General features: G+C 44.5%; 19 protein-coding genes. 15 read left to right on the forward strand and 4 right to left on the reverse strand.

The genetic code is table 11. The annotated features are described in order from the left end of the window. Positions 1 to 4 precede the first annotated feature (4 nt). Genes OMP94_RS07810 through OMP94_RS07830 form a run of 5 tightly spaced genes read left to right on the forward strand, consistent with a single transcriptional unit; the run spans position 5 to position 4193 of the window. On the forward strand, positions 5 to 337 hold the full coding sequence (locus tag OMP94_RS07810) for an SMR family transporter (RefSeq protein ID WP_266277724.1): 333 nt from the start codon (positions 5 to 7) through the stop codon (positions 335 to 337). A 28-nt stretch (positions 338 to 365) separates the two neighbouring features. Beyond that, positions 366 to 2621 carry a lipopolysaccharide kinase InaA family protein gene (locus OMP94_RS07815; protein WP_266277725.1) on the forward strand — a complete coding sequence of 752 codons (2256 nt, stop codon included), beginning with the start codon at positions 366 to 368 and terminating at the stop codon, positions 2619 to 2621. Positions 2622 to 2681: 60 nt separating this feature from the next. After that, entirely contained in the window at positions 2682 to 2927 is a 246-nt protein-coding gene (locus tag OMP94_RS07820; protein WP_266277726.1) for a DUF6868 family protein, read from the forward strand. Positions 2928 to 2931: 4 nt separating this feature from the next. After that, entirely contained in the window at positions 2932 to 3969 is a 1038-nt protein-coding gene (locus OMP94_RS07825) for an META domain-containing protein (RefSeq protein WP_266277727.1), read from the forward strand. Continuing rightward, complete coding sequence (locus tag OMP94_RS07830) at positions 3969 to 4193, forward strand: putative signal transducing protein (RefSeq protein WP_266277938.1); 225 nt, start codon at positions 3969 to 3971, stop codon at positions 4191 to 4193. The genes OMP94_RS07825 and OMP94_RS07830 overlap by 1 nt, the downstream gene beginning before the upstream one ends. On the opposite strand, the gene ribF is transcribed toward OMP94_RS07830, so the two are convergent. Beyond that, positions 4190 to 5128, reverse strand: coding sequence for a bifunctional riboflavin kinase/FAD synthetase (gene ribF, locus OMP94_RS07835; protein WP_266277728.1), 939 nt, complete (start codon positions 5126 to 5128; stop codon positions 4190 to 4192). The genes OMP94_RS07830 and ribF overlap by 4 nt on opposite strands. Positions 5129 to 5248: 120 nt before the next feature. Here ribF and OMP94_RS07840 point away from each other — a divergent pair, with 120 nt between their 5' ends. From OMP94_RS07840 to folE2, 5 genes are read left to right on the forward strand one after another with little or no spacing between them, the layout of a single operon-like run. Next, the gene (locus OMP94_RS07840) at positions 5249 to 5494 is read left to right on the forward strand and encodes an exodeoxyribonuclease VII small subunit (RefSeq protein ID WP_266277729.1); all 246 of its coding nucleotides are present in this window, start codon (positions 5249 to 5251) and stop codon (positions 5492 to 5494) included. A gap of 26 nt (positions 5495 to 5520) precedes the next feature. Continuing rightward, positions 5521 to 6381, forward strand: a complete 861-nt coding sequence (gene ispA, locus OMP94_RS07845) for a (2E,6E)-farnesyl diphosphate synthase (protein WP_266277939.1) — start codon at positions 5521 to 5523, stop codon at positions 6379 to 6381. A 10-nt stretch (positions 6382 to 6391) separates the two neighbouring features. Then, a complete protein-coding gene (gene dxs / locus OMP94_RS07850; RefSeq protein WP_266277730.1) occupies positions 6392 to 8218 on the forward strand; it encodes a 1-deoxy-D-xylulose-5-phosphate synthase in 1827 nt (608 codons plus the stop codon). A 44-nt stretch (positions 8219 to 8262) separates the two neighbouring features. After that, the gene (queD, locus tag OMP94_RS07855) at positions 8263 to 8643 is read left to right on the forward strand and encodes a 6-carboxytetrahydropterin synthase QueD (protein WP_266277731.1); all 381 of its coding nucleotides are present in this window, start codon (positions 8263 to 8265) and stop codon (positions 8641 to 8643) included. A gap of 7 nt (positions 8644 to 8650) precedes the next feature. Next, positions 8651 to 9457 carry a GTP cyclohydrolase FolE2 gene (folE2, locus tag OMP94_RS07860; protein ID WP_266277732.1) on the forward strand — a complete coding sequence of 269 codons (807 nt, stop codon included), beginning with the start codon at positions 8651 to 8653 and terminating at the stop codon, positions 9455 to 9457. 49 nt (positions 9458 to 9506) lie between these two features. Here folE2 and OMP94_RS07865 read toward each other — a convergent pair whose 3' ends face one another. After that, entirely contained in the window at positions 9507 to 10157 is a 651-nt protein-coding gene (locus OMP94_RS07865) for a retropepsin-like aspartic protease family protein (RefSeq protein WP_266277733.1), read from the reverse strand. Positions 10158 to 10190: 33 nt separating this feature from the next. On the opposite strand from OMP94_RS07865, the gene mobA reads away from it, so the two are divergent. The 3 genes from mobA to ttcA are packed head-to-tail and all read left to right on the forward strand — an operon-like array spanning position 10191 to position 13427. Continuing rightward, positions 10191 to 11300 carry a molybdenum cofactor guanylyltransferase MobA gene (mobA, locus tag OMP94_RS07870; protein ID WP_266277734.1) on the forward strand — a complete coding sequence of 370 codons (1110 nt, stop codon included), beginning with the start codon at positions 10191 to 10193 and terminating at the stop codon, positions 11298 to 11300. Between the two features lie 4 nt (positions 11301 to 11304). Beyond that, entirely contained in the window at positions 11305 to 12564 is a 1260-nt protein-coding gene (locus OMP94_RS07875) for a bifunctional molybdopterin-guanine dinucleotide biosynthesis adaptor protein MobB/molybdopterin molybdotransferase MoeA (RefSeq protein ID WP_266277735.1), read from the forward strand. Continuing rightward, the gene (gene ttcA / locus OMP94_RS07880; RefSeq protein WP_266277736.1) at positions 12564 to 13427 is read left to right on the forward strand and encodes a tRNA 2-thiocytidine(32) synthetase TtcA; all 864 of its coding nucleotides are present in this window, start codon (positions 12564 to 12566) and stop codon (positions 13425 to 13427) included. The genes OMP94_RS07875 and ttcA overlap by 1 nt, the downstream gene beginning before the upstream one ends. Positions 13428 to 13695: 268 nt before the next feature. On the opposite strand, the gene OMP94_RS07885 is transcribed toward ttcA, so the two are convergent. Both OMP94_RS07885 and OMP94_RS07890 read right to left on the reverse strand, forming a co-directional pair. After that, the gene (locus OMP94_RS07885) at positions 13696 to 14082 is read right to left on the reverse strand and encodes a VOC family protein (protein WP_266277737.1); all 387 of its coding nucleotides are present in this window, start codon (positions 14080 to 14082) and stop codon (positions 13696 to 13698) included. 50 nt (positions 14083 to 14132) lie between these two features. Then, complete coding sequence (locus OMP94_RS07890) at positions 14133 to 15017, reverse strand: DMT family transporter (RefSeq protein ID WP_266277738.1); 885 nt, start codon at positions 15015 to 15017, stop codon at positions 14133 to 14135. Between the two features lie 72 nt (positions 15018 to 15089). Between OMP94_RS07890 and dapC the strand changes: the two genes are divergently transcribed. Beyond that, the gene (gene dapC, locus OMP94_RS07895) at positions 15090 to 16286 is read left to right on the forward strand and encodes a succinyldiaminopimelate transaminase (RefSeq protein WP_266277739.1); all 1197 of its coding nucleotides are present in this window, start codon (positions 15090 to 15092) and stop codon (positions 16284 to 16286) included. Between the two features lie 15 nt (positions 16287 to 16301). Continuing rightward, positions 16302 to 17123 carry a 2,3,4,5-tetrahydropyridine-2,6-dicarboxylate N-succinyltransferase gene (dapD, locus tag OMP94_RS07900; protein ID WP_266277740.1) on the forward strand — a complete coding sequence of 274 codons (822 nt, stop codon included), beginning with the start codon at positions 16302 to 16304 and terminating at the stop codon, positions 17121 to 17123. Positions 17124 to 17180: the final 57 nt, after the last annotated feature.

Raw genomic sequence — 17180 nt, forward strand, 5'->3', positions numbered from 1 at the left:
CAACATGACTAAATGGTTATTTCTAAGTGCCGCAATTATTGCTGAAGTGTTTGGCACTAGCTTTTTAAAAGCCTCTGAAGGCTTTACCAAATTTTGGCCGTCTGTGGCGGTCGTGGTTGGTTATGTTGCGGCCTTTTACTTTTTATCATTAAGTTTGAAATTTATTCCGGTCGGCATTGCATATGCAATCTGGGCCGGTGTTGGCGTCGTACTTATCGCGCTAATTGGCTGGCTGGTATTTGGTCAACAACTGGACTTAGCCGCAATCATTGGAATGGCACTTATTCTTGCTGGCGTAATCACACTAAATGTCTTTTCAGGCAGTGTTTCACACTAATTACAGCAGTCATCAATACGAGTAATACATGCAGCAAAACACCGAAAATCAAAGCGACTATGTGAATGGCCCGCTGATGGATATCAGCCAACTTCGTCATGCAATTAAGTATGTTCTGAAAGGCCGCTTAGCATTACCAGGTGGACACTTACCGCCAGCAGCACACCAAGTGCCAGAAGACTTTATCGGTGTTGGTTTGTCGACCGGTGAAGATCCTGCCATTGATGACTATATTTTGGCTAAGCTTGCCGAGCTTAATCTTAAACAAGTGCGTGTTGATTTCACTTATGACGATTTGGATGCGCCTGTCAGCCGTTTATTAGAAAAACTCCTGACAGCCAAAATCAATGTTTTGCTGCATCTGGTCCAACCATTTAAAGAAGCACAACAAATGAAAACCGCTGAAGCGCAGCAACGCTGGCAGCAGTTTTTAGAAGAAGTGGTTAAACGATTTGGCCATCGTGTTAAAGCTATCGAAATTGGTGCCACCAGTAACCGTCGACATTGGTCTGGTTATGATAAAGAAAGCTTCTATAATGCCTGGCACATTGCCTATGAGCTGCTGAAAGCTGAGCGTATTACTATTGCTGGCCCAAATATTTCAGACTTTGAGCCATTGCATAACATTGCTGCCCTTGCGAAGTTAAATCGCGACCAAGAGCTACCGGATATTCATACCAATAATCTTTTTAGTGAGCGTGTCACTGAGCCAGAACGCTACGACCACCGAATTTTTGGTACACAACTGGCACTGAAACTCAAAGTAAATCTAGTCAAAAAAGCCAGATTACTTCGTAAAATTACTGATGATTTTGGCGTAAAAAACTTTATGTCACCGGCAGCATTTTGGACGCTGCCACGCATTGAACGTCGTTTGGTTGCTATTGAAGATAAACAAGCAGACTACCTCACCCGTTATTTCACCTTGTTGGCCGCCTCAGGCACCATGCAACAAGCTTTTTGGGGCCCATTTTTATGTAGCCGCGAAGGTTTAGTGGATGATGGCAGTGGCATTTACCCAAAACTAGAACGTATCACCCATTATCGTTCGGTTATCGGCCAGCGCATTGATTTTCGTGAACGTCCGGCATTTTATGCATTCCAACAGTTCAACAAACTGATTCCAGGTAGTTTTTATCAAGGCGCACTAGCAACAACCGAAGATTTAGAAGTTCATGCCTTTCGCCGTCAGGATGGTTTGGTCCATGTCGCTTGGACTATCAATGGCAAAGCCATGGCATTGAATAAACTTTATGACCCGACAACGCTTGCTAAAGCGACCTGCTTTAGTCGTGATGGTGAGTTGTTAGCCGAAACACCAGAGTTTGCCGGTGAATCACCTGTCTATCTACGTTGGCCAGCAGGCACATTGGTTAGTTTTAACAACGAACCGACCAAAAACATGGATGCTTGGCATCGATATATGCCGGATAAAAGCTTGTATCAATTTGAACAAGACGGTTGGCGCGGTCTACTACTTGCAGACAATGCCGAAATGGCGAATGAACTGCGTGAAAAGTTACATCCACAACGACTGCCGGAACCAACGCCTGACAACACGCTGCGTAAAGCCAGAAATGTGATCTGGCGTATTACGGATTTACTCAAACAGCCATTTGTTGCCAAAAAACCGCTGAAAATGCATCCCCATAAACGTTTGCTCGATCGCAATCGTCCTTGCAAAGCAAAACGTAGCTGGATTGGCGCTGCCGAATTATTACGTCGTGGTATTCCGACCGCACGCCCTATCGCTTACTTTGAGAAGTTAAACGATAAGAGTTTGCTGAATAACTATTACCTATGTGAACAGGTTGATCATGACTTTAGTGCCCGTGAAATGGTCACCGCTTTCCGTGATGGCGCCCTTAGTTTCGAGGGCGTGAGCGATACCGAGGCATACCAGCAACTCGCTGTATTTTTAAACGAAATGCATGCTCGTGGCGTATTTTTCCGAGATCTTGCTGGTGGCAATATCTTGATTAAAAAGCAGCCTGACGAATCATTAGCGTTTACGCTGATTGATATTAACCGTGCTCGTTTCTTCAATCGCAACTTAACACTAGCGGAGCGTTTGTCAGATATGGCGCGTATTTGCCATAAATTGCATTGGGCGGGACGTGAACAGCTTATGGCGGCTTATTTGTCCCATACCCGAAAATTTGGCAAAAAATTCAATTGGCGGAAAAAAATACCTTTTTATTTGTACGATTTTAAAGTGAACTTTAAGCGTAAATACGGTCGCAAAGCGATCCGTAAATGGTGGCAAGGCCGTAAAAATGGCTAAAAACTAGCCGACAACTTTTTAACGGCGTAAATTGTCTTCATAGCCATTAGGGGTGTGCGCATGAGCTATGACAATTTACAAAGTTTACTGGGCTGGTCAGCGCTGATTAACATTTTGTTACTCACGATTTGGTTTGTCATGTTTTGTTGTTACGCTGACAAAATTTATCGATTACACAGCCGTTGGTTTTCATTATCTGAGTCACAATTTGCCTGCATTCACTACAGCGGGATGGCAATACTCAAGATATTGAACTTTATGTTTTTTGTAGCGCCATGGTTGGCAATGAAAATTATTAGTGGTTAGACGTATGACTTTTTGGCTGAAATTAACGGCCCTAGTTTTTGTGGGTTGGATGTTAACAAGCTGTCAGTCAGACGATGGTGACGATGATATTCTTGATTGGCGCGCTTCGGTAAGCTTCCCAGCTAGTTATAGTGGCACATTGCCTTGTGCTGATTGTCCGGGCATTGATTACCGTTTAAACCTGTTTGCCGATCACTCTTTTTTCTTACAAACGGAATACCAAGAGCGTTCGGTAACACCAAGTTTCACGCTCGGTCATTGGCAGTTACATAACCAAAATACCTTGGTTTTATTAAGCGATGTACAAAACTACCGCTTTGCTATCAATGATCAACGTCATCTCACCCTGCTCAACCAGCAAGGCCAGTTGATAAATAGTGAACTCAATTATCAACTAAACCAAGACAAAACCTATCGAGCAATTTATCCAGCGTTACCAATGCGTGGTCTTTATCGTGAAGATGCAGAAGGTGGCTATTTTAATGAGTGCTTAACAGGTCAGAGCTGGGCTATTGCTGATATTGCAGATTATGAAGCATTAAAAACGCGTTATAACGAACTTAACCAAGACAATGACACTGCTCTTTTAGTCACCTTAAATGGCGCATTGTTAGCTAGTAGCGGTAAATTAAAAGTCAGCTCCTTCACCGGTATTTGGCCAGGTGAAACCTGTGGTCAACCTGGCTATAGTGAAAGTTTGTTAGATACCTACTGGAAACTTACTCGGCTGCATAATCAGCCAGTTATCATCACTGATGGTCAGCGCGAACCCAGTCTAATAATGGCTAGCGGCGATGATCCCAAAGTCACTGGTTACGATGGCTGCAACCGTCTTATGGGAAGCTTCTATCTGAAAGCCAATACACTGAAGTTTCGGAAAATGGCCAGTACCATGATGGCTTGTGAAAACAGTATGGAAACAGCACAACGTTTTCATGAAGCACTCGAAGTTGTTCATATGTGGCACATCAAAGGCCAAAATCTAGAACTCTCTGACAAAGATGGTAATACCCTCGCCCGCTTCCAAGCTGTGCATTTGTGATGCAACGTATTTTTGAAGGGCACAATATCTTAGAGGCGCATATTGTCAGTGGGTTACTCACTGCAAATGGCATTGAAAACCATGTTTCAGGCCATTATCTACAAGGCGCGGTAGGCGACTTACCAGCCAGTGAGTTTGCTCATGTGATTTTGCATAACGATGCGGATGCAGCGATTGCAGAAAAAATTATTGCTGATTACGAAGCAAGAAACTTGGCTAATTAATCTATATCGCCGGCAAAATATTCTTTCGCAGCCGCAATATCTTTATGTATCTGTGCTATCAACGCATCTAGGTTGGGAAATTTTTGCTCCTGACGCAATTTCTCCAAGAAAACCACCTGAACATGGGCGCCATAAATATCTCGATTAAAGTCCAACAAATGGACTTCTAACAAGGCTTTGTCATCACCTATTGTTGGTCTAACGCCGATATTAGCGACACCATTCACTGGCTCACCATCAATACCAAAGAGTTGAACGGCATAAACACCGCTGAGTGGCACGGTACATCTATGCAAATCAATATTTGCCGTGGGAAACCCCATTTGTCGGCCACGTTTGTCACCATGAGAAACACGACCACTCATTCGATAAGGACGACCAAGTAGTTGCTCCGCCAGCGCTAAATTGCCTTCAGCCAAAGCATGTCTAATTCGGGTACTGCTAACTCGGTGTTTATCGATCGCAAAAGTATGCATATTCACGACTTGGAAACCATACTTTCGCCCTGCTTCTTGTAATAAAGCAAAGTCTCCTTGACGGTCTTTACCAAAACGGAAATCATCACCGACGACCAAGTAGCTTACTTGTAGACCATCTACTAACAATCGACGGATAAACTCTTCTGCCGCCATATCAGCCAGCGACTTGTTAAAGCGCAGCACACAGAGTTTCTGAATGGAATAGGCACGTAGTGCCTCAACCTTTTCTCGAAAACGACTTAATCTGGCTGGGGCTTTTTCAGGGACAAAATATTCGTAAGGTTGTGGTTCGAAAGTAATAACGACAGCGGGTAATCCGAGCATATCGGCTTTCATTGCTAGCTGGCTGAGCACCGCTTGATGTCCTAAATGCACGCCATCAAAATTACCAATGGTCGCAACACAAGCGCATTGTGGAACCGGCAAATTGTGTAAACCACGGATAATTCTTGGCATAAGAGACGTACAACTGGACAAAACGTGACAGCATAAGCACAAATGCGTGAACATTCCAGCAGGCAAGCCCCTGCATATTCTTTTATAATGAGTCGCTGTAGCTGTTTTTTTGAGGCCGTAATGGTAGCAAAACGCAAAAAACTGGAATATGAGAAGGCTATCGCCGAACTGGAAACCTTGGTGGAACAGTTGGAACAAGGCGATATTACCCTCGAAGAATCCCTCAAACTATACGAACGTGGTGTATTACTGACTCGTGATTGTCAGGATGCGCTTCAAGCAGCCGACCAAAAGGTACAAATGTTGGTTAAACAAGCTGGCAATACAGAATTAGTTGATTTTGACGCAGATACGGACGCTTCGTGACAGATAACTTTTCGCTGGCCAACTGGATGTTGGCTAATCAACAACGTGTTGCTAAGGCACTGGAAGAAAGACTTGGCCTACAAAGTAATGCCGACATGTTGGTCAAAGCAATGCAATATTCAACACTCGATGGCGGTAAACGCCTGCGCGCTATGTTGGTTTATGCTGCTGGTGAAGCTTGCCACAGTGATCAGCAGGGTTTAGATGCTGCTGCTTGTGCTGTTGAAATGATTCACGCCTACTCATTGGTACATGATGATATGCCAATGATGGATGATGATGATTTACGCCGTGGTCGCCCAAGTTGTCATAAGGCATTTGATGAAGCGACAGCATTGTTAACCGGCGATGCCTTACAAACACATGCCTTCATTAGTCTTTCAAATAATTCACTCCCAGCTGCTCAGCAAATTGCAATGGTTAATACCTTAGCAACTGCCAGCGGAGTTGATGGTATGGCTGGTGGACAGGCGATAGATTTACAAAGCGTCGGTAAAAAGCTGACCTTGTCAGAACTTGAACATATGCACCAACTAAAAACTGGTGCCTTAATTCGCGCCAGTGTCCGCCTTGGTGCCCTTGCTGCCAAAAATGTAAGTGAAGAAGCTTTATCCTATTTAGATCAATATGCGACAGCAATTGGTTTAGCGTTTCAGGTTCAGGATGATGTGTTGGATGTCATTGCTGATACCGAAACATTAGGTAAGCAGCAGGGTGCTGATATTGCACGTGATAAACCAACTTACCCTGCTTTGTTGGGACTTGAGAATGCACAACAAAAAGCTCAGGATCTGATTGAAGAAGCGCTAAATGCACTCAAAAATCTAACCGGTCCAACACAAGCCCTTTCAGGTTTGGCACACTTTGTTGTTCAGCGAGCCTTTTAACGTGAATATCATGAGTCGATTGTTAGATCAGATTAACGACCCACAAGACCTGCGACAGTTATCTCGTAAACAGCTCCCGCAGCTAGCAGAAGAGATCCGAACGCTTATCGTTGAGAGTGTGCAACAAACTGGTGGTCATATCTCGTCTAATTTAGGCGTCGTCGAACTGACACTGGCATTACATTACGTATTTAACACACCAGAAGATCGCTTAGTGTGGGATGTGGGTCATCAGAGTTATGCCCACAAAATTATCACTGGTCGTCGCGATCAAATGCATACCATGCGCCAACCCAATGGTTTATCTGGCTTTCCAAAACGCAGTGAAAGCCCATTCGATACATTCGGTGTCGGCCACTCCAGCACTTCAATTAGCGCTGCACTTGGTATGGCATTGGCAGCTCAAGCCAACAATGACTCTCGTCGTGCTGTTGCCATTATTGGCGATGGTGCATTAACTGCTGGTCAAGCATATGAAGCTCTGGCTCATGCCGGTGACTTGAGTGCAAACCTATTAGTCGTACTCAATGATAATGAAATGTCTATCTCCAAAAATGTTGGTGGTATGGCAAATTATCTTGCACGTCTGCTATCTGGCAATTTCTACGCGACTGCCCGTGCTGGTGGTAAAAAAGTATTAGAAAAAATCCCAACCGCTTGGGAAATTGCCCGTCGTGCTGAAGAACACATGAAAGGCATGGTGGTGCCGGGCACCTTATTCGAGGAGATGGGCTTTAACTATATAGGCCCTATCGATGGCCATAACATTGATACCCTAATCACGACTCTGACTAACCTTCGCCAGCGTAAAGGCCCACAGTTTCTGCATATTGTGACCAAAAAAGGTAAAGGCTTTGCCCCAGCAGAAGAGCAACCATGCAAATACCATGGTGTCAGCCCTGCCGGTAGCCAAAGCAAATCTGGCCCAAGTTACACGCAAGTGTTTAGTGACTGGCTCTGTGATATGGCGGCCAGTGATAAACAACTGATTGGTATTACGCCAGCAATGAGTGAAGGCTCTGGCTTAACTAAGTTCGCTGAACGTTTTACAGAACGTTATTTTGATGTTGGTATCGCCGAACAACACGCCGTCACCCTCGCTGCTGGTCTTGCTTGCGAAGGTAAAAAACCGGTTGTTGCAATCTACTCAACCTTTTTACAGCGTGCCTACGATCAATTGATCCACGATGTCGCGCTGCAAAACTTACCCGTACTGTTCGCTATCGATCGTGCAGGTTTAGTAGGTGCAGATGGCCCTACTCATGCCGGTAGTTTTGATCTGAGTTACCTACGCTGCATTCCGAATATGCTGATCATGACGCCAGCTGACGAAAATGAATGTCGCCAAATGTTAACCACAGGCTACAAACATAATGGTCCAGCTGCTGTGCGTTATCCGAGAGGCACTGGCCCAGGCGCTGCAATTGATAGCGAGCTATCTAGCCTTGCTATTGGTGAATCCGAGTTAAAACGTAAAGGTCAAAAAGTCGCAATTTTGGCATTTGGCAGCATGGTCAGTAGTGCACTTGAAGCAGCTGAACAGCTTGATGCAACCGTTGTAAACATGCGTTTTGTGAAGCCATTAGATACCGCTATGATTGATAAGATGGCTGCTGAGCATGAACTCTTAGTGACCATTGAAGAAAATGCCATCGCTGGTGGTGCCGGTAGTGGCGTTGCTGAGTATCTTCGTGAGACTAACTGCCAAACGCCAATTCGCCATTTAGGCCTACCCGATAAATTCCAAGATCATGGTAACCATCAACAAATGCTTGCTGATGTCGGCTTATCAGCAAATGGTTTAGTCGATTTCATCAATCGTTTTTTTGCGTCATAATGATCTGTTACCCCAGCTAATTCCTGAGTATAATAGTCAACATTATGAGCGCGACCTACACCCTTAAAATCCTTGCTGATTTCGCTTCTGCCCACACCTTGCGTGATTATCCCGGTGATTGCCGACGCATGCATGGCCATAACTGGAAAGTAGAAGTAGAAGTCACTGCCCGCGACTTAAATAATCACGGCATGGGCATGGATTTTAAAACAATCAAAACAGCCACACGTGAGCTGGCAAAGACGCTGGATCATCGTTATCTCAATGATATTCCACCGTTTGACGAAATCAATCCAACAGCTGAAAACATTGCGAAGTATTTCTATCAGCAACTCAGCCCTGTTTTGAATAATGACATCGCCAAAGTTTCTGGTGTAACACTCTGGGAAACTGATCGCGCCTGCGTCAAATACAGCGAGGAATAAGCCACTAATGACCGAACAAAACAAACCGGTAAATGCTGCCGAAATCGAAGACGTTCAAAACATCAAAGACAAACGTCACATTGCCATCGATAAAGTTGGTATTAAAGATATCCGTCATCCGGTGATTGTCAGTGACCGCACTACTGGCGAACAACATACTGTTGCCAACTTCAATATGTACGTGAATCTGCCGCACCAATTCAAAGGTACGCACATGTCACGTTTTGTTGAGATTTTGAATCAACACGAACGCGAAATCACCGTAAAATCATTTCACACCATGTTGGGTGAAATGACTGAACGTTTAGACGCTGAGTCTGGCTACATCGAAATGAGCTTCCCATACTTTGTAAACAAAGAAGCGCCAATTTCTAAAGTTCGTAGCTTAATGGATTACCAAGTAAGTTTTATTGGTGAGATCAGCAAAGGTCAAACGAGCATCACGGTTAAAGTTATCGTCCCTGTGACAAGCTTGTGCCCATGTTCAAAAAATATTTCTGACTACGGTGCTCACAACCAACGCTCACACGTTACTTTAACAGTCAAAACCGATAGCTTTATCTGGATTGAAGATCTGATTGATTTGGTTGAAAAAGAAGCATCATGCCAAATCTACGGTCTGCTGAAACGTCCAGACGAGAAGTATGTCACTGAGCACGCTTACGACAATCCAAAATTTGTTGAAGATATGGTGCGTGATGTTGCAGCGCAGTTAAACGCTGATGATCGTATCAGTGCTTACACAGTTGAATCAGAAAACTTTGAGTCGATTCATAATCACTCAGCTTACGCTTTGATAACCAAAGGTTTCTAAACCTCTTATCAATCTGTTCATAAAGTGCCCGGCTTGTCCGGGCATTTTTTTAGAATTTCTGAATCAGATCTAGCCGCTCACCAGTTCGTTGTATGTCCAGATCTTGTAAAAAGCTCATGCCAAGTAACGCATGCTCAGGCTCCGGCCCATCTAACACTACCGCGCGAACATTAGACCTGTTGATATCCCCAACTTGAACTTGATTTAAAGTCACTTGATAACCGGTACCAGTTCCAGATGCGGTGCGAATACCAATCATCGGTGCGTTCAAATAATCAATACCTAAACGAGTAGCCGTTTCAGCATTCATGGCAACTGCCGAAGCACCGGTATCCACCAAAAAATTAACGCTATAACCATTCACATGTCCATTGGTGAAATACATCCCTCCAGTCGGCCACAAGCTAACCGTCGGTTGTGCTGCCGGTGGTGTAAATGTTCCACTTATCTGTGTGCCTAACGGTAAGGTTTGTTTTACCCCATCAACAGCAACAATCGCCATATTGCTATCAGCTTCAAGAAGTTTTACGCCTTCGGGGCTTTCCTGACCAACTTTGAGAATGTGCTGCTGCCCATTTATTTCAATTACCGCATGATCTCGGAACAAGCCAGTAACCTGTAAACTCAAACTTGGGTTGGCTAAGGCTACGGCTGACCAGATAAACGGTATAATCAGGTATTTGAAAAACTGAACTCGCATGATGTGCAACATCCTCAACCGGAATTTCTATAAATGTTAATGGCAAGTTATCCAACAGTCAGTGGTGTCATTCTCGCTGGTGGGCTTGCTCGTCGCATGGGCGGTGAAGATAAAGGTCTTGTTAATTTTCAAGGTCAACCGCTTATCAAACACGCCATTAACAGGCTATATCCTCAGGTTGATCACTTAATCATCAACGCTAACCGTAATATAGACCGCTATCAACAGTTTGGCTACACCGTGGTCAGTGACACCTTAGATAACTTTCAAGGTCCTCTGGCCGGTATGCTCAGTGGTATGCGTCATGCTAAAACAGACTATATTTTGACAGCACCTTGTGACGGACCGTTACTGAGTAACAAACTCCGCCAGCGCATGATGGAAACTCTGCTAGTTACCGGTAAAACCATTGCCGTTGCAACTGATGGCGAACGTTTACAGCCGGTTTACAGTTTAATGCCTTGCCACCTTCAAGATGCGCTTAACGACTTCTTGTTAAGTGGCGAACGTAAAATTGATAGCTTCTTTGCAAAATACCCTGTAGCCGAAGTTGACTTTAGTGATGAGCCAGACTGTTTTGTAAATTTAAATCATCCTGAAGATTTGGCTGCGTTATCAGTTGCTTGTCCTTTACCGATGCTCGGTATCACTGCATTTAGCGGCACAGGTAAAACCACTTTACTCACTCAGTTATTACCGATGCTGAGAAGTAAAGGGTTACGAATTGCGGTGATTAAACACGCTCATCATAGGTTCGATATTGATAAGCCCGGTAAGGATAGTTACGAAATTCGTGAAGCCGGTGCCAGCCAAGTTGTTGTTGCCTCTAAAAATTTACTTGCACTGATGCAAAAACCCTTAGCTGAACGTGACGAACCTCAGCTATACGAGTGCTTAGCGCGACTGGATTATGAGGCTTTAGATTTAGTCCTCGTTGAAGGTTTCAAACAAACAACCTTTCCCAAGCTTGAATTACACCGCCCGAGTATCGGTAAACCGCTATTGGCAAATGACGATCCACAGATTATCGCCGTTGCCACAGATGCCTATATTGCACTTAATCGTGAACTGCCCGTGCTGAATTTAAACGATATCGGTAAAATAGCTGAATTTATTGAAGAATTCTGCCAAAAGGCCAAATAATCCCATGCGAGATTTTACCCCCGCTGATAGCTGCGCAATGCCAGAAAAGCCCTCTGTTTTAAGGGTAGAAGCAGCACGTCAAAAAATTCTCGAACAGTTGGACAGTGTGCAAAACATCCACATGCAACCACTTCGCGATGCATTGGACAGAGTGCTCGCCGAAGACGTTATTTCGCCATTTAATGTGCCCCAACACCCCAACTCTGCAATGGACGGATATGCGCTGGCACATAAGGATTTAGCATCACACAACAATACCCTTACATGTGTGGGGACAGCTTTTGCAGGTAGTCCATTCACGGGTTCGCTCAGCGCTGGTCAATGTGTGCGAATTATGACCGGTGCAATGATGCCGTCTGATTGCGATACTGTAATCATGCAAGAGCAAGCCAGCGTTGATGACCAAGAGATCAATTTTGCTGGAGAACACCAACTAGGCCAAAACGTCCGGTTGGCAGGTGAAGATATTCAACAAGGCCAAGCAGTTTTAGCTGCCGGTCGACGTATTAATGCTGCTGATTTGGGCTTGCTGGCGTCATTAGGTATTGGAGAACTCAAAGTCCGTCGTAAACTCCGTGTTGCATTTTTTTCAACAGGTGACGAACTCAAATCCATTGGCGAAACCTTAACGCCTGGCGATATCTACGATAGTAATCGCTATACCCTGTTTGGCATGTTGCAAAAGTTAGGTGTTGATATGCTGGATATGGGGGTTGTTAAAGACAGCCCCGATGCCTTACGACTCGCTTTAGAGTCTGCCGCTGCGAATGCCGATATTGTGATTACCTCAGGAGGTGTTTCTGTTGGTGATGCCGACTATATAAAACCACTTCTCGCTGAACTTGGTGAAGTTAACTTTTGGAAAATCGCCATGAAACCTGGCCGACCATTAACCTTTGGTCACATCCAAAACACACCTTTTTTTGGTCTGCCGGGTAACCCAGTCTCAGTTATGGTGACTTTTTACCAATTTGTACTGCCAGCGTTATTAAAAATGGCCGGCAACAGTGCACACAAACCACTTATCTTACCGGCTGTAGCCGCCGCCCCTATTCGAAAACGTTCTGGACGCTTTGAGTTTCAACGGGGTGTGATGGAAAGTCAGCCAGATGGCTCACTAACGGTTCGTATGACTGGTGAACAAGGCTCGGGCATTTTAAGCTCTATGAGCCACGCTAATTGTTTTATTTTGTTGGATGAGGACTGTGAAGGTATTCAAGCCGGCGAACATGTCTCAATCCAACCTTTTGCAGGTCTTATCTGATGTCAGAAGCACAAGCCAAACAACATTTTGAGTTTAATAAATTACGTAAACGTCTGCGTCGTCAGGTCGGTCAGGCGATTGCTGATTACGACATGATTCAAGATGGTGACAAAGTGATGGTCTGTCTATCTGGTGGTAAAGATAGTTACACCATGTTAGATATCCTGCTTAATTTACGTGATCACGCGCCGATTAACTTTGAGCTAATTGCGGTCAACCTTGATCAAAAACAACCTGGTTTTCCAGAGCATGTTTTACCAGAGTATTTGTCTTCTATTGGCGTGCCTTATCACATCATCGAGAAAGACACTTACAGCATCGTTAAAGAGGTTGTGCCTGAGGGTAAAACCACTTGCGGTATTTGCTCTCGTCTACGTCGGGGTAGCTTATATGGTTACGCCAGACAAAATGGTATTACCAAGATTGCCTTAGGCCATCATCGTGATGACATTATCGAAACGTTATTCCTGAATATGTTTTATGGCAGCAAAATTAAAGCCATGCCACCAAAACTATTAAGCGACGACAAAACCAATATTGTCATTCGCCCATTGGCTTACGCCAAAGAAGCCGATATTGAGCGTTATGCTGAAGCCAGACAATTCCCAATCATTCCATGTAACTTGTGTGGCTCACAGCAGAATCTACAACGCCAAGTGATCAAAGACATGCTTCAAGCATGGGAAAAACAATCACCAGGCCGACTCGAGAATATCTTCCGTAGTTTACAAAATGTTGCGCCTTCTCAACTTGCTGACAATGAGTTGTTTGACTTTAAAAATCTTGAGCAACAACGTGTTATGCCAACAGGTGAAGAAGACGAAGCCTATGACGATCAAATTTTCCCAGCTTTGGCACGCTAATTGATAACAATCACGAAAACTTATTCACGTTTTTATGCATATGTTACAGCGACTTTACAGAAGTACGCGCTAAGTCATTGATCTATGAATTTTAACGATAACATATTGATTTTAAATAAAATTTAAAAATGATTAATTTTTAACCAATTTGTAATCGTATGTTAAGAATTAACCACTTAGCGATTTTCACATACATTAACCACAGACTTATCCACAGAAAATGTGAGTAAGTCGCTAAGCTGTTGATTCGATCATTTAAACTACTGAATTACATGCTTTGAGGCGTGAAATCTTCAGAAAACTCCAAGGCATTACCATCAGGGTCACGGCAGAAAAAAGCGGCACGTCCAGACTTACTTCGTGAATATGGCATACCCACTTTGTCAAAGTTTGCAGCGAGCTTTTCTAAGTCTTCCACAACCAAAGCGACATGACGATCACGTCCACCATGTTCTGGACGACCTTCGGCACTATCAGGGTTTGGTAACACCATTAAGTGGATTTGTTGGCCTGCACCTAAATCTAACCAAGCGCCATCAAAAGGAAACTGGGGACGACTCATATTCTGTTTGATTTGTAAGACATTGCAGTAAAAGTCGAGAGACTTTTCCAAATCTGCAACCAAAAAGGTCGCATGCGCAATTGATTTAATCATTTCGCGATTCCTCGTTGTAACGATTTAACTATGAATAATTGATGATGTGTTTAGTTACGTCGCTTTTCAATACGAGCCACACCGTAGGCAGCAGCAATGATTAACATACCTCCGAGCCAATCAACAGCTCGCATGGTTTCTTCTGTTAATAACCATGCAGATATTGCAGCAACGACTAATTCAAACAACATGATGACAGCCGCGTGATAGACCGGCAAACGTGCCAAACCATATAGCACGGAAACGGTCATGGCGACGATGGCGATACCACCAAAGATAATGGTCACAAGCCCCACACTTAGGCTTATATCTGGCAATGGACTGTGGCGTAAGAACATGACGATAAGTGCCACTGCCACAACGCCCCAATAGACCACGGTCGTTTTGATATGCATTGGTACATCAGCAAGTTTACGACTCAACACATTATTTATGGCAAACAATATTCCTGCAGCCAATGCCAACCAATCAGCAGGACCATGTGGCCAAGGCAATCCCATTTCAGGATGCCAAAGCATGATTAAAGTGCCCGTCATAGCGAGAAGTAATAACAAAAATGCCGCTGGAGACAATGTTTCACCCAGCCACCAGCGTCCTAATAAGACGCTCCATAAAGGCGCTAAATAAAACAACAACATCACGCGTAGGACTTCGCCTTCAATTAAGGCGACTAAAAAAGCTAAGTTCGTTGCGCCTGCAGCAAGCGCCAATCCAACTAGCGATATCGGTAATTGTCGCCATGGCCACGGCGCGCTTAAAGCAAGCGGTAAATGCATCACCGCTGCGGCAAGGTAGATGAATAATGTTGTCCAAACGACCGGCAAGCCCACAGCCTCTAATAACCGCATGGGATACCAAATAAGGCCCCACATTGTGGCTGCAAACAATAAACAAATAATGGAAAGGCGTTGTTGTTGAATAGTTGTCAGACTCATAACGATGCTTATAACACGGGTCGGTCGCAAAACGTTATAATGTAGCGTTTTTTTGATCCGGCAACTGCATATATGAACCCAGAACTGGCCAAATTGCACCCATACCCTTTTGAGAAACTGGCCGAATTGCAACAGGGCTGTCAGCCGCCATCGCATTTGCCACATATCGCTTTGTCTATTGGTGAGCCTAAACACCCTACCCCAGGATTTATCACTGAGGCGGTGATTAGCCATCTGCATGGTTTGTCGATTTACCCAACAACCGCGGGTTCACCAGAACTACGTCAAACGATTGCAAATTGGTTAGACCAACGCTTTCAACTTGATGGTCATATCAATCCACAAACACAAGTGTTACCTGTTAACGGCACACGCGAAGCTTTATTTGCTTTTGCGCAAGCTGTCGTTGATCGTGAGACTGATCCATTAATCGTTATGCCGAATCCGTTCTATCAAATTTATGAAGGCGCAGCGATTTTGGCAGGTGCACGCATGCATATGCTGAACTGCACTGAAGAAACCGGCTTTGTACCAGATTTTGATAATGTACCTGGGCATATCTGGTCTCAATGCCAACTTCTGTACATTTGCAGTCCAGGCAACCCTTCAGGCGCAGTAATTGACGCTGAAGCAATGACTCGCCTCATCCAGTTAGCACATGAGTACGATTTCATCATTGCTGCGGATGAGTGTTATTCAGAAATTTATTTCGATGAAATTCTGCCACCGGTTGGTTTATTACAAGCCGCAGTGGCCGCTGGCTACACCGACTTAAGTCGTTGTGTGGTTTTTCATAGTTTATCCAAGCGCTCGAATGCTCCGGGATTACGGAGTGGCTTTGTCGCCGGTGATGCCAAAGTCATCAAAGATTTCCTGCGTTACCGCACTTATCATGGCTGTGCTATGCCGCCAGCAACCCAATCAGCCTCAATTGCTGCTTGGAATGATGAGGCACATGTTGCGCACAATCGCACGTTGTATCGTGAAAAATTTCAGGCTGTCCTTGAAATTCTGCAACCTGTGATGAATGTCAGCCAACCTGAAGCAAGTTTTTATCTCTGGGCAGAAACACCAATCCCAGATACCGAGTTTGCGAGAGAGTTATTTCACCAATTTAATGTCACAGTCTTGCCTGGTCGTTTTCTGGCAAGGGATACGCGGCATGGTAATCCGGGCATTAACCGGATCCGCATGGCCCTTGTGGCATCACAGGAAGAATGTGTGGAAGCCGCACATCGTATCCACCAATTTATCGAATCCTTATCTTAACCGGAGCTTTTTTCCATGAGCGAAATTCAATCAATTATCGAAGATGCTTTTGAGCGTCGTGCTGACATTAACCCAAAAAATGCTGATGCTAGCGTTCGTAATGCTGTTAATGAAGCATTAGCAATGCTAGACAACGGTACTGCCCGCGTTGCCGAAAAACAAAATGGCGATTGGGTTGTTAACCAATGGCTGAAAAAAGCGGTTTTGCTGTCATTCCGTTTAAATGACAACCGTCCGATGGCGGGTGGCGAAACACAATACTTCGATAAAGTTGACCCAAAATTTGCCAGCTTTAGTGAAGATGACTTCAATAAAGCCGGTGTCCGTGTAGTCCCACCAGCAGCAGCACGCCGTGGCTCATATATCGCACCAGGTGTGGTACTGATGCCTTCTTACGTCAATATCGGTGCTTACGTTGATTCAGGCACCATGGTGGATACTTGGGCTACGGTCGGTAGCTGCGCACAAATCGGTAAAAACGTTCACTTATCTGGTGGTGTTGGTATCGGTGGTGTTTTAGAACCATTACAAGCTGGCCCTACCATTATCGAAGATAACTGCTTTATCGGTGCTCGTTCAGAAGTTGTTGAAGGTGTTATCGTTGAAGAAGGTTCAGTGATTTCAATGGGTGTCTACATTGGTCAAAGCACCAAGATTTTCAACCGTATGACTGGTGAAATCACTTACGGCCGTATTCCTGCTGGCTCTGTGGTTGTCTCTGGTAACTTACCATCTAAAGACGGTAGCTACAGCTTGTACTGCGCCGTTATCGTTAAGCAAGTTGACGAAAAAACCCGCGGTAAAGTCGGCATTAACGAATTGTTACGAGATATCTAATTCGTAAATTAAAGTTGTGTCTCAGACATTAGCCTTAATGTCTGAGACTCGCTTTCT

The organism is Methylophaga sp. OBS3 (assembly GCF_026319325.1).
Taxonomy (GTDB): domain Bacteria; phylum Pseudomonadota; class Gammaproteobacteria; order Nitrosococcales; family Methylophagaceae; genus Methylophaga.

Excerpts from the sequence above, each read along its gene's own strand:
- OMP94_RS07810 (WP_266277724.1), top strand. The coding sequence starts at position 5 with ATGACTAAATGGTTATTTCTAAGTGCCGCAATTATTGCTGAAGTGTTT.
- OMP94_RS07815 (WP_266277725.1), top strand. The coding sequence starts at position 366 with ATGCAGCAAAACACCGAAAATCAAAGCGACTATGTGAATGGCCCGCTG.
- OMP94_RS07820 (WP_266277726.1), top strand. The coding sequence starts at position 2,682 with ATGAGCTATGACAATTTACAAAGTTTACTGGGCTGGTCAGCGCTGATT.
- OMP94_RS07825 (WP_266277727.1), top strand. The coding sequence starts at position 2,932 with ATGACTTTTTGGCTGAAATTAACGGCCCTAGTTTTTGTGGGTTGGATG.
- OMP94_RS07830 (WP_266277938.1), top strand. The coding sequence starts at position 3,969 with ATGCAACGTATTTTTGAAGGGCACAATATCTTAGAGGCGCATATTGTC.
- ribF (WP_266277728.1), bottom strand. The coding sequence starts at position 5,128 with ATGCCAAGAATTATCCGTGGTTTACACAATTTGCCGGTTCCACAATGC.
- OMP94_RS07840 (WP_266277729.1), top strand. The coding sequence starts at position 5,249 with ATGGTAGCAAAACGCAAAAAACTGGAATATGAGAAGGCTATCGCCGAA.
- ispA (WP_266277939.1), top strand. The coding sequence starts at position 5,521 with ATGTTGGCTAATCAACAACGTGTTGCTAAGGCACTGGAAGAAAGACTT.
- dxs (WP_266277730.1), top strand. The coding sequence starts at position 6,392 with ATGAGTCGATTGTTAGATCAGATTAACGACCCACAAGACCTGCGACAG.
- queD (WP_266277731.1), top strand. The coding sequence starts at position 8,263 with ATGAGCGCGACCTACACCCTTAAAATCCTTGCTGATTTCGCTTCTGCC.
- folE2 (WP_266277732.1), top strand. The coding sequence starts at position 8,651 with ATGACCGAACAAAACAAACCGGTAAATGCTGCCGAAATCGAAGACGTT.
- OMP94_RS07865 (WP_266277733.1), bottom strand. The coding sequence starts at position 10,157 with ATGCGAGTTCAGTTTTTCAAATACCTGATTATACCGTTTATCTGGTCA.
- mobA (WP_266277734.1), top strand. The coding sequence starts at position 10,191 with ATGTTAATGGCAAGTTATCCAACAGTCAGTGGTGTCATTCTCGCTGGT.
- OMP94_RS07875 (WP_266277735.1), top strand. The coding sequence starts at position 11,305 with ATGCGAGATTTTACCCCCGCTGATAGCTGCGCAATGCCAGAAAAGCCC.
- ttcA (WP_266277736.1), top strand. The coding sequence starts at position 12,564 with ATGTCAGAAGCACAAGCCAAACAACATTTTGAGTTTAATAAATTACGT.
- OMP94_RS07885 (WP_266277737.1), bottom strand. The coding sequence starts at position 14,082 with ATGATTAAATCAATTGCGCATGCGACCTTTTTGGTTGCAGATTTGGAA.
- OMP94_RS07890 (WP_266277738.1), bottom strand. The coding sequence starts at position 15,017 with ATGAGTCTGACAACTATTCAACAACAACGCCTTTCCATTATTTGTTTA.
- dapC (WP_266277739.1), top strand. The coding sequence starts at position 15,090 with ATGAACCCAGAACTGGCCAAATTGCACCCATACCCTTTTGAGAAACTG.
- dapD (WP_266277740.1), top strand. The coding sequence starts at position 16,302 with ATGAGCGAAATTCAATCAATTATCGAAGATGCTTTTGAGCGTCGTGCT.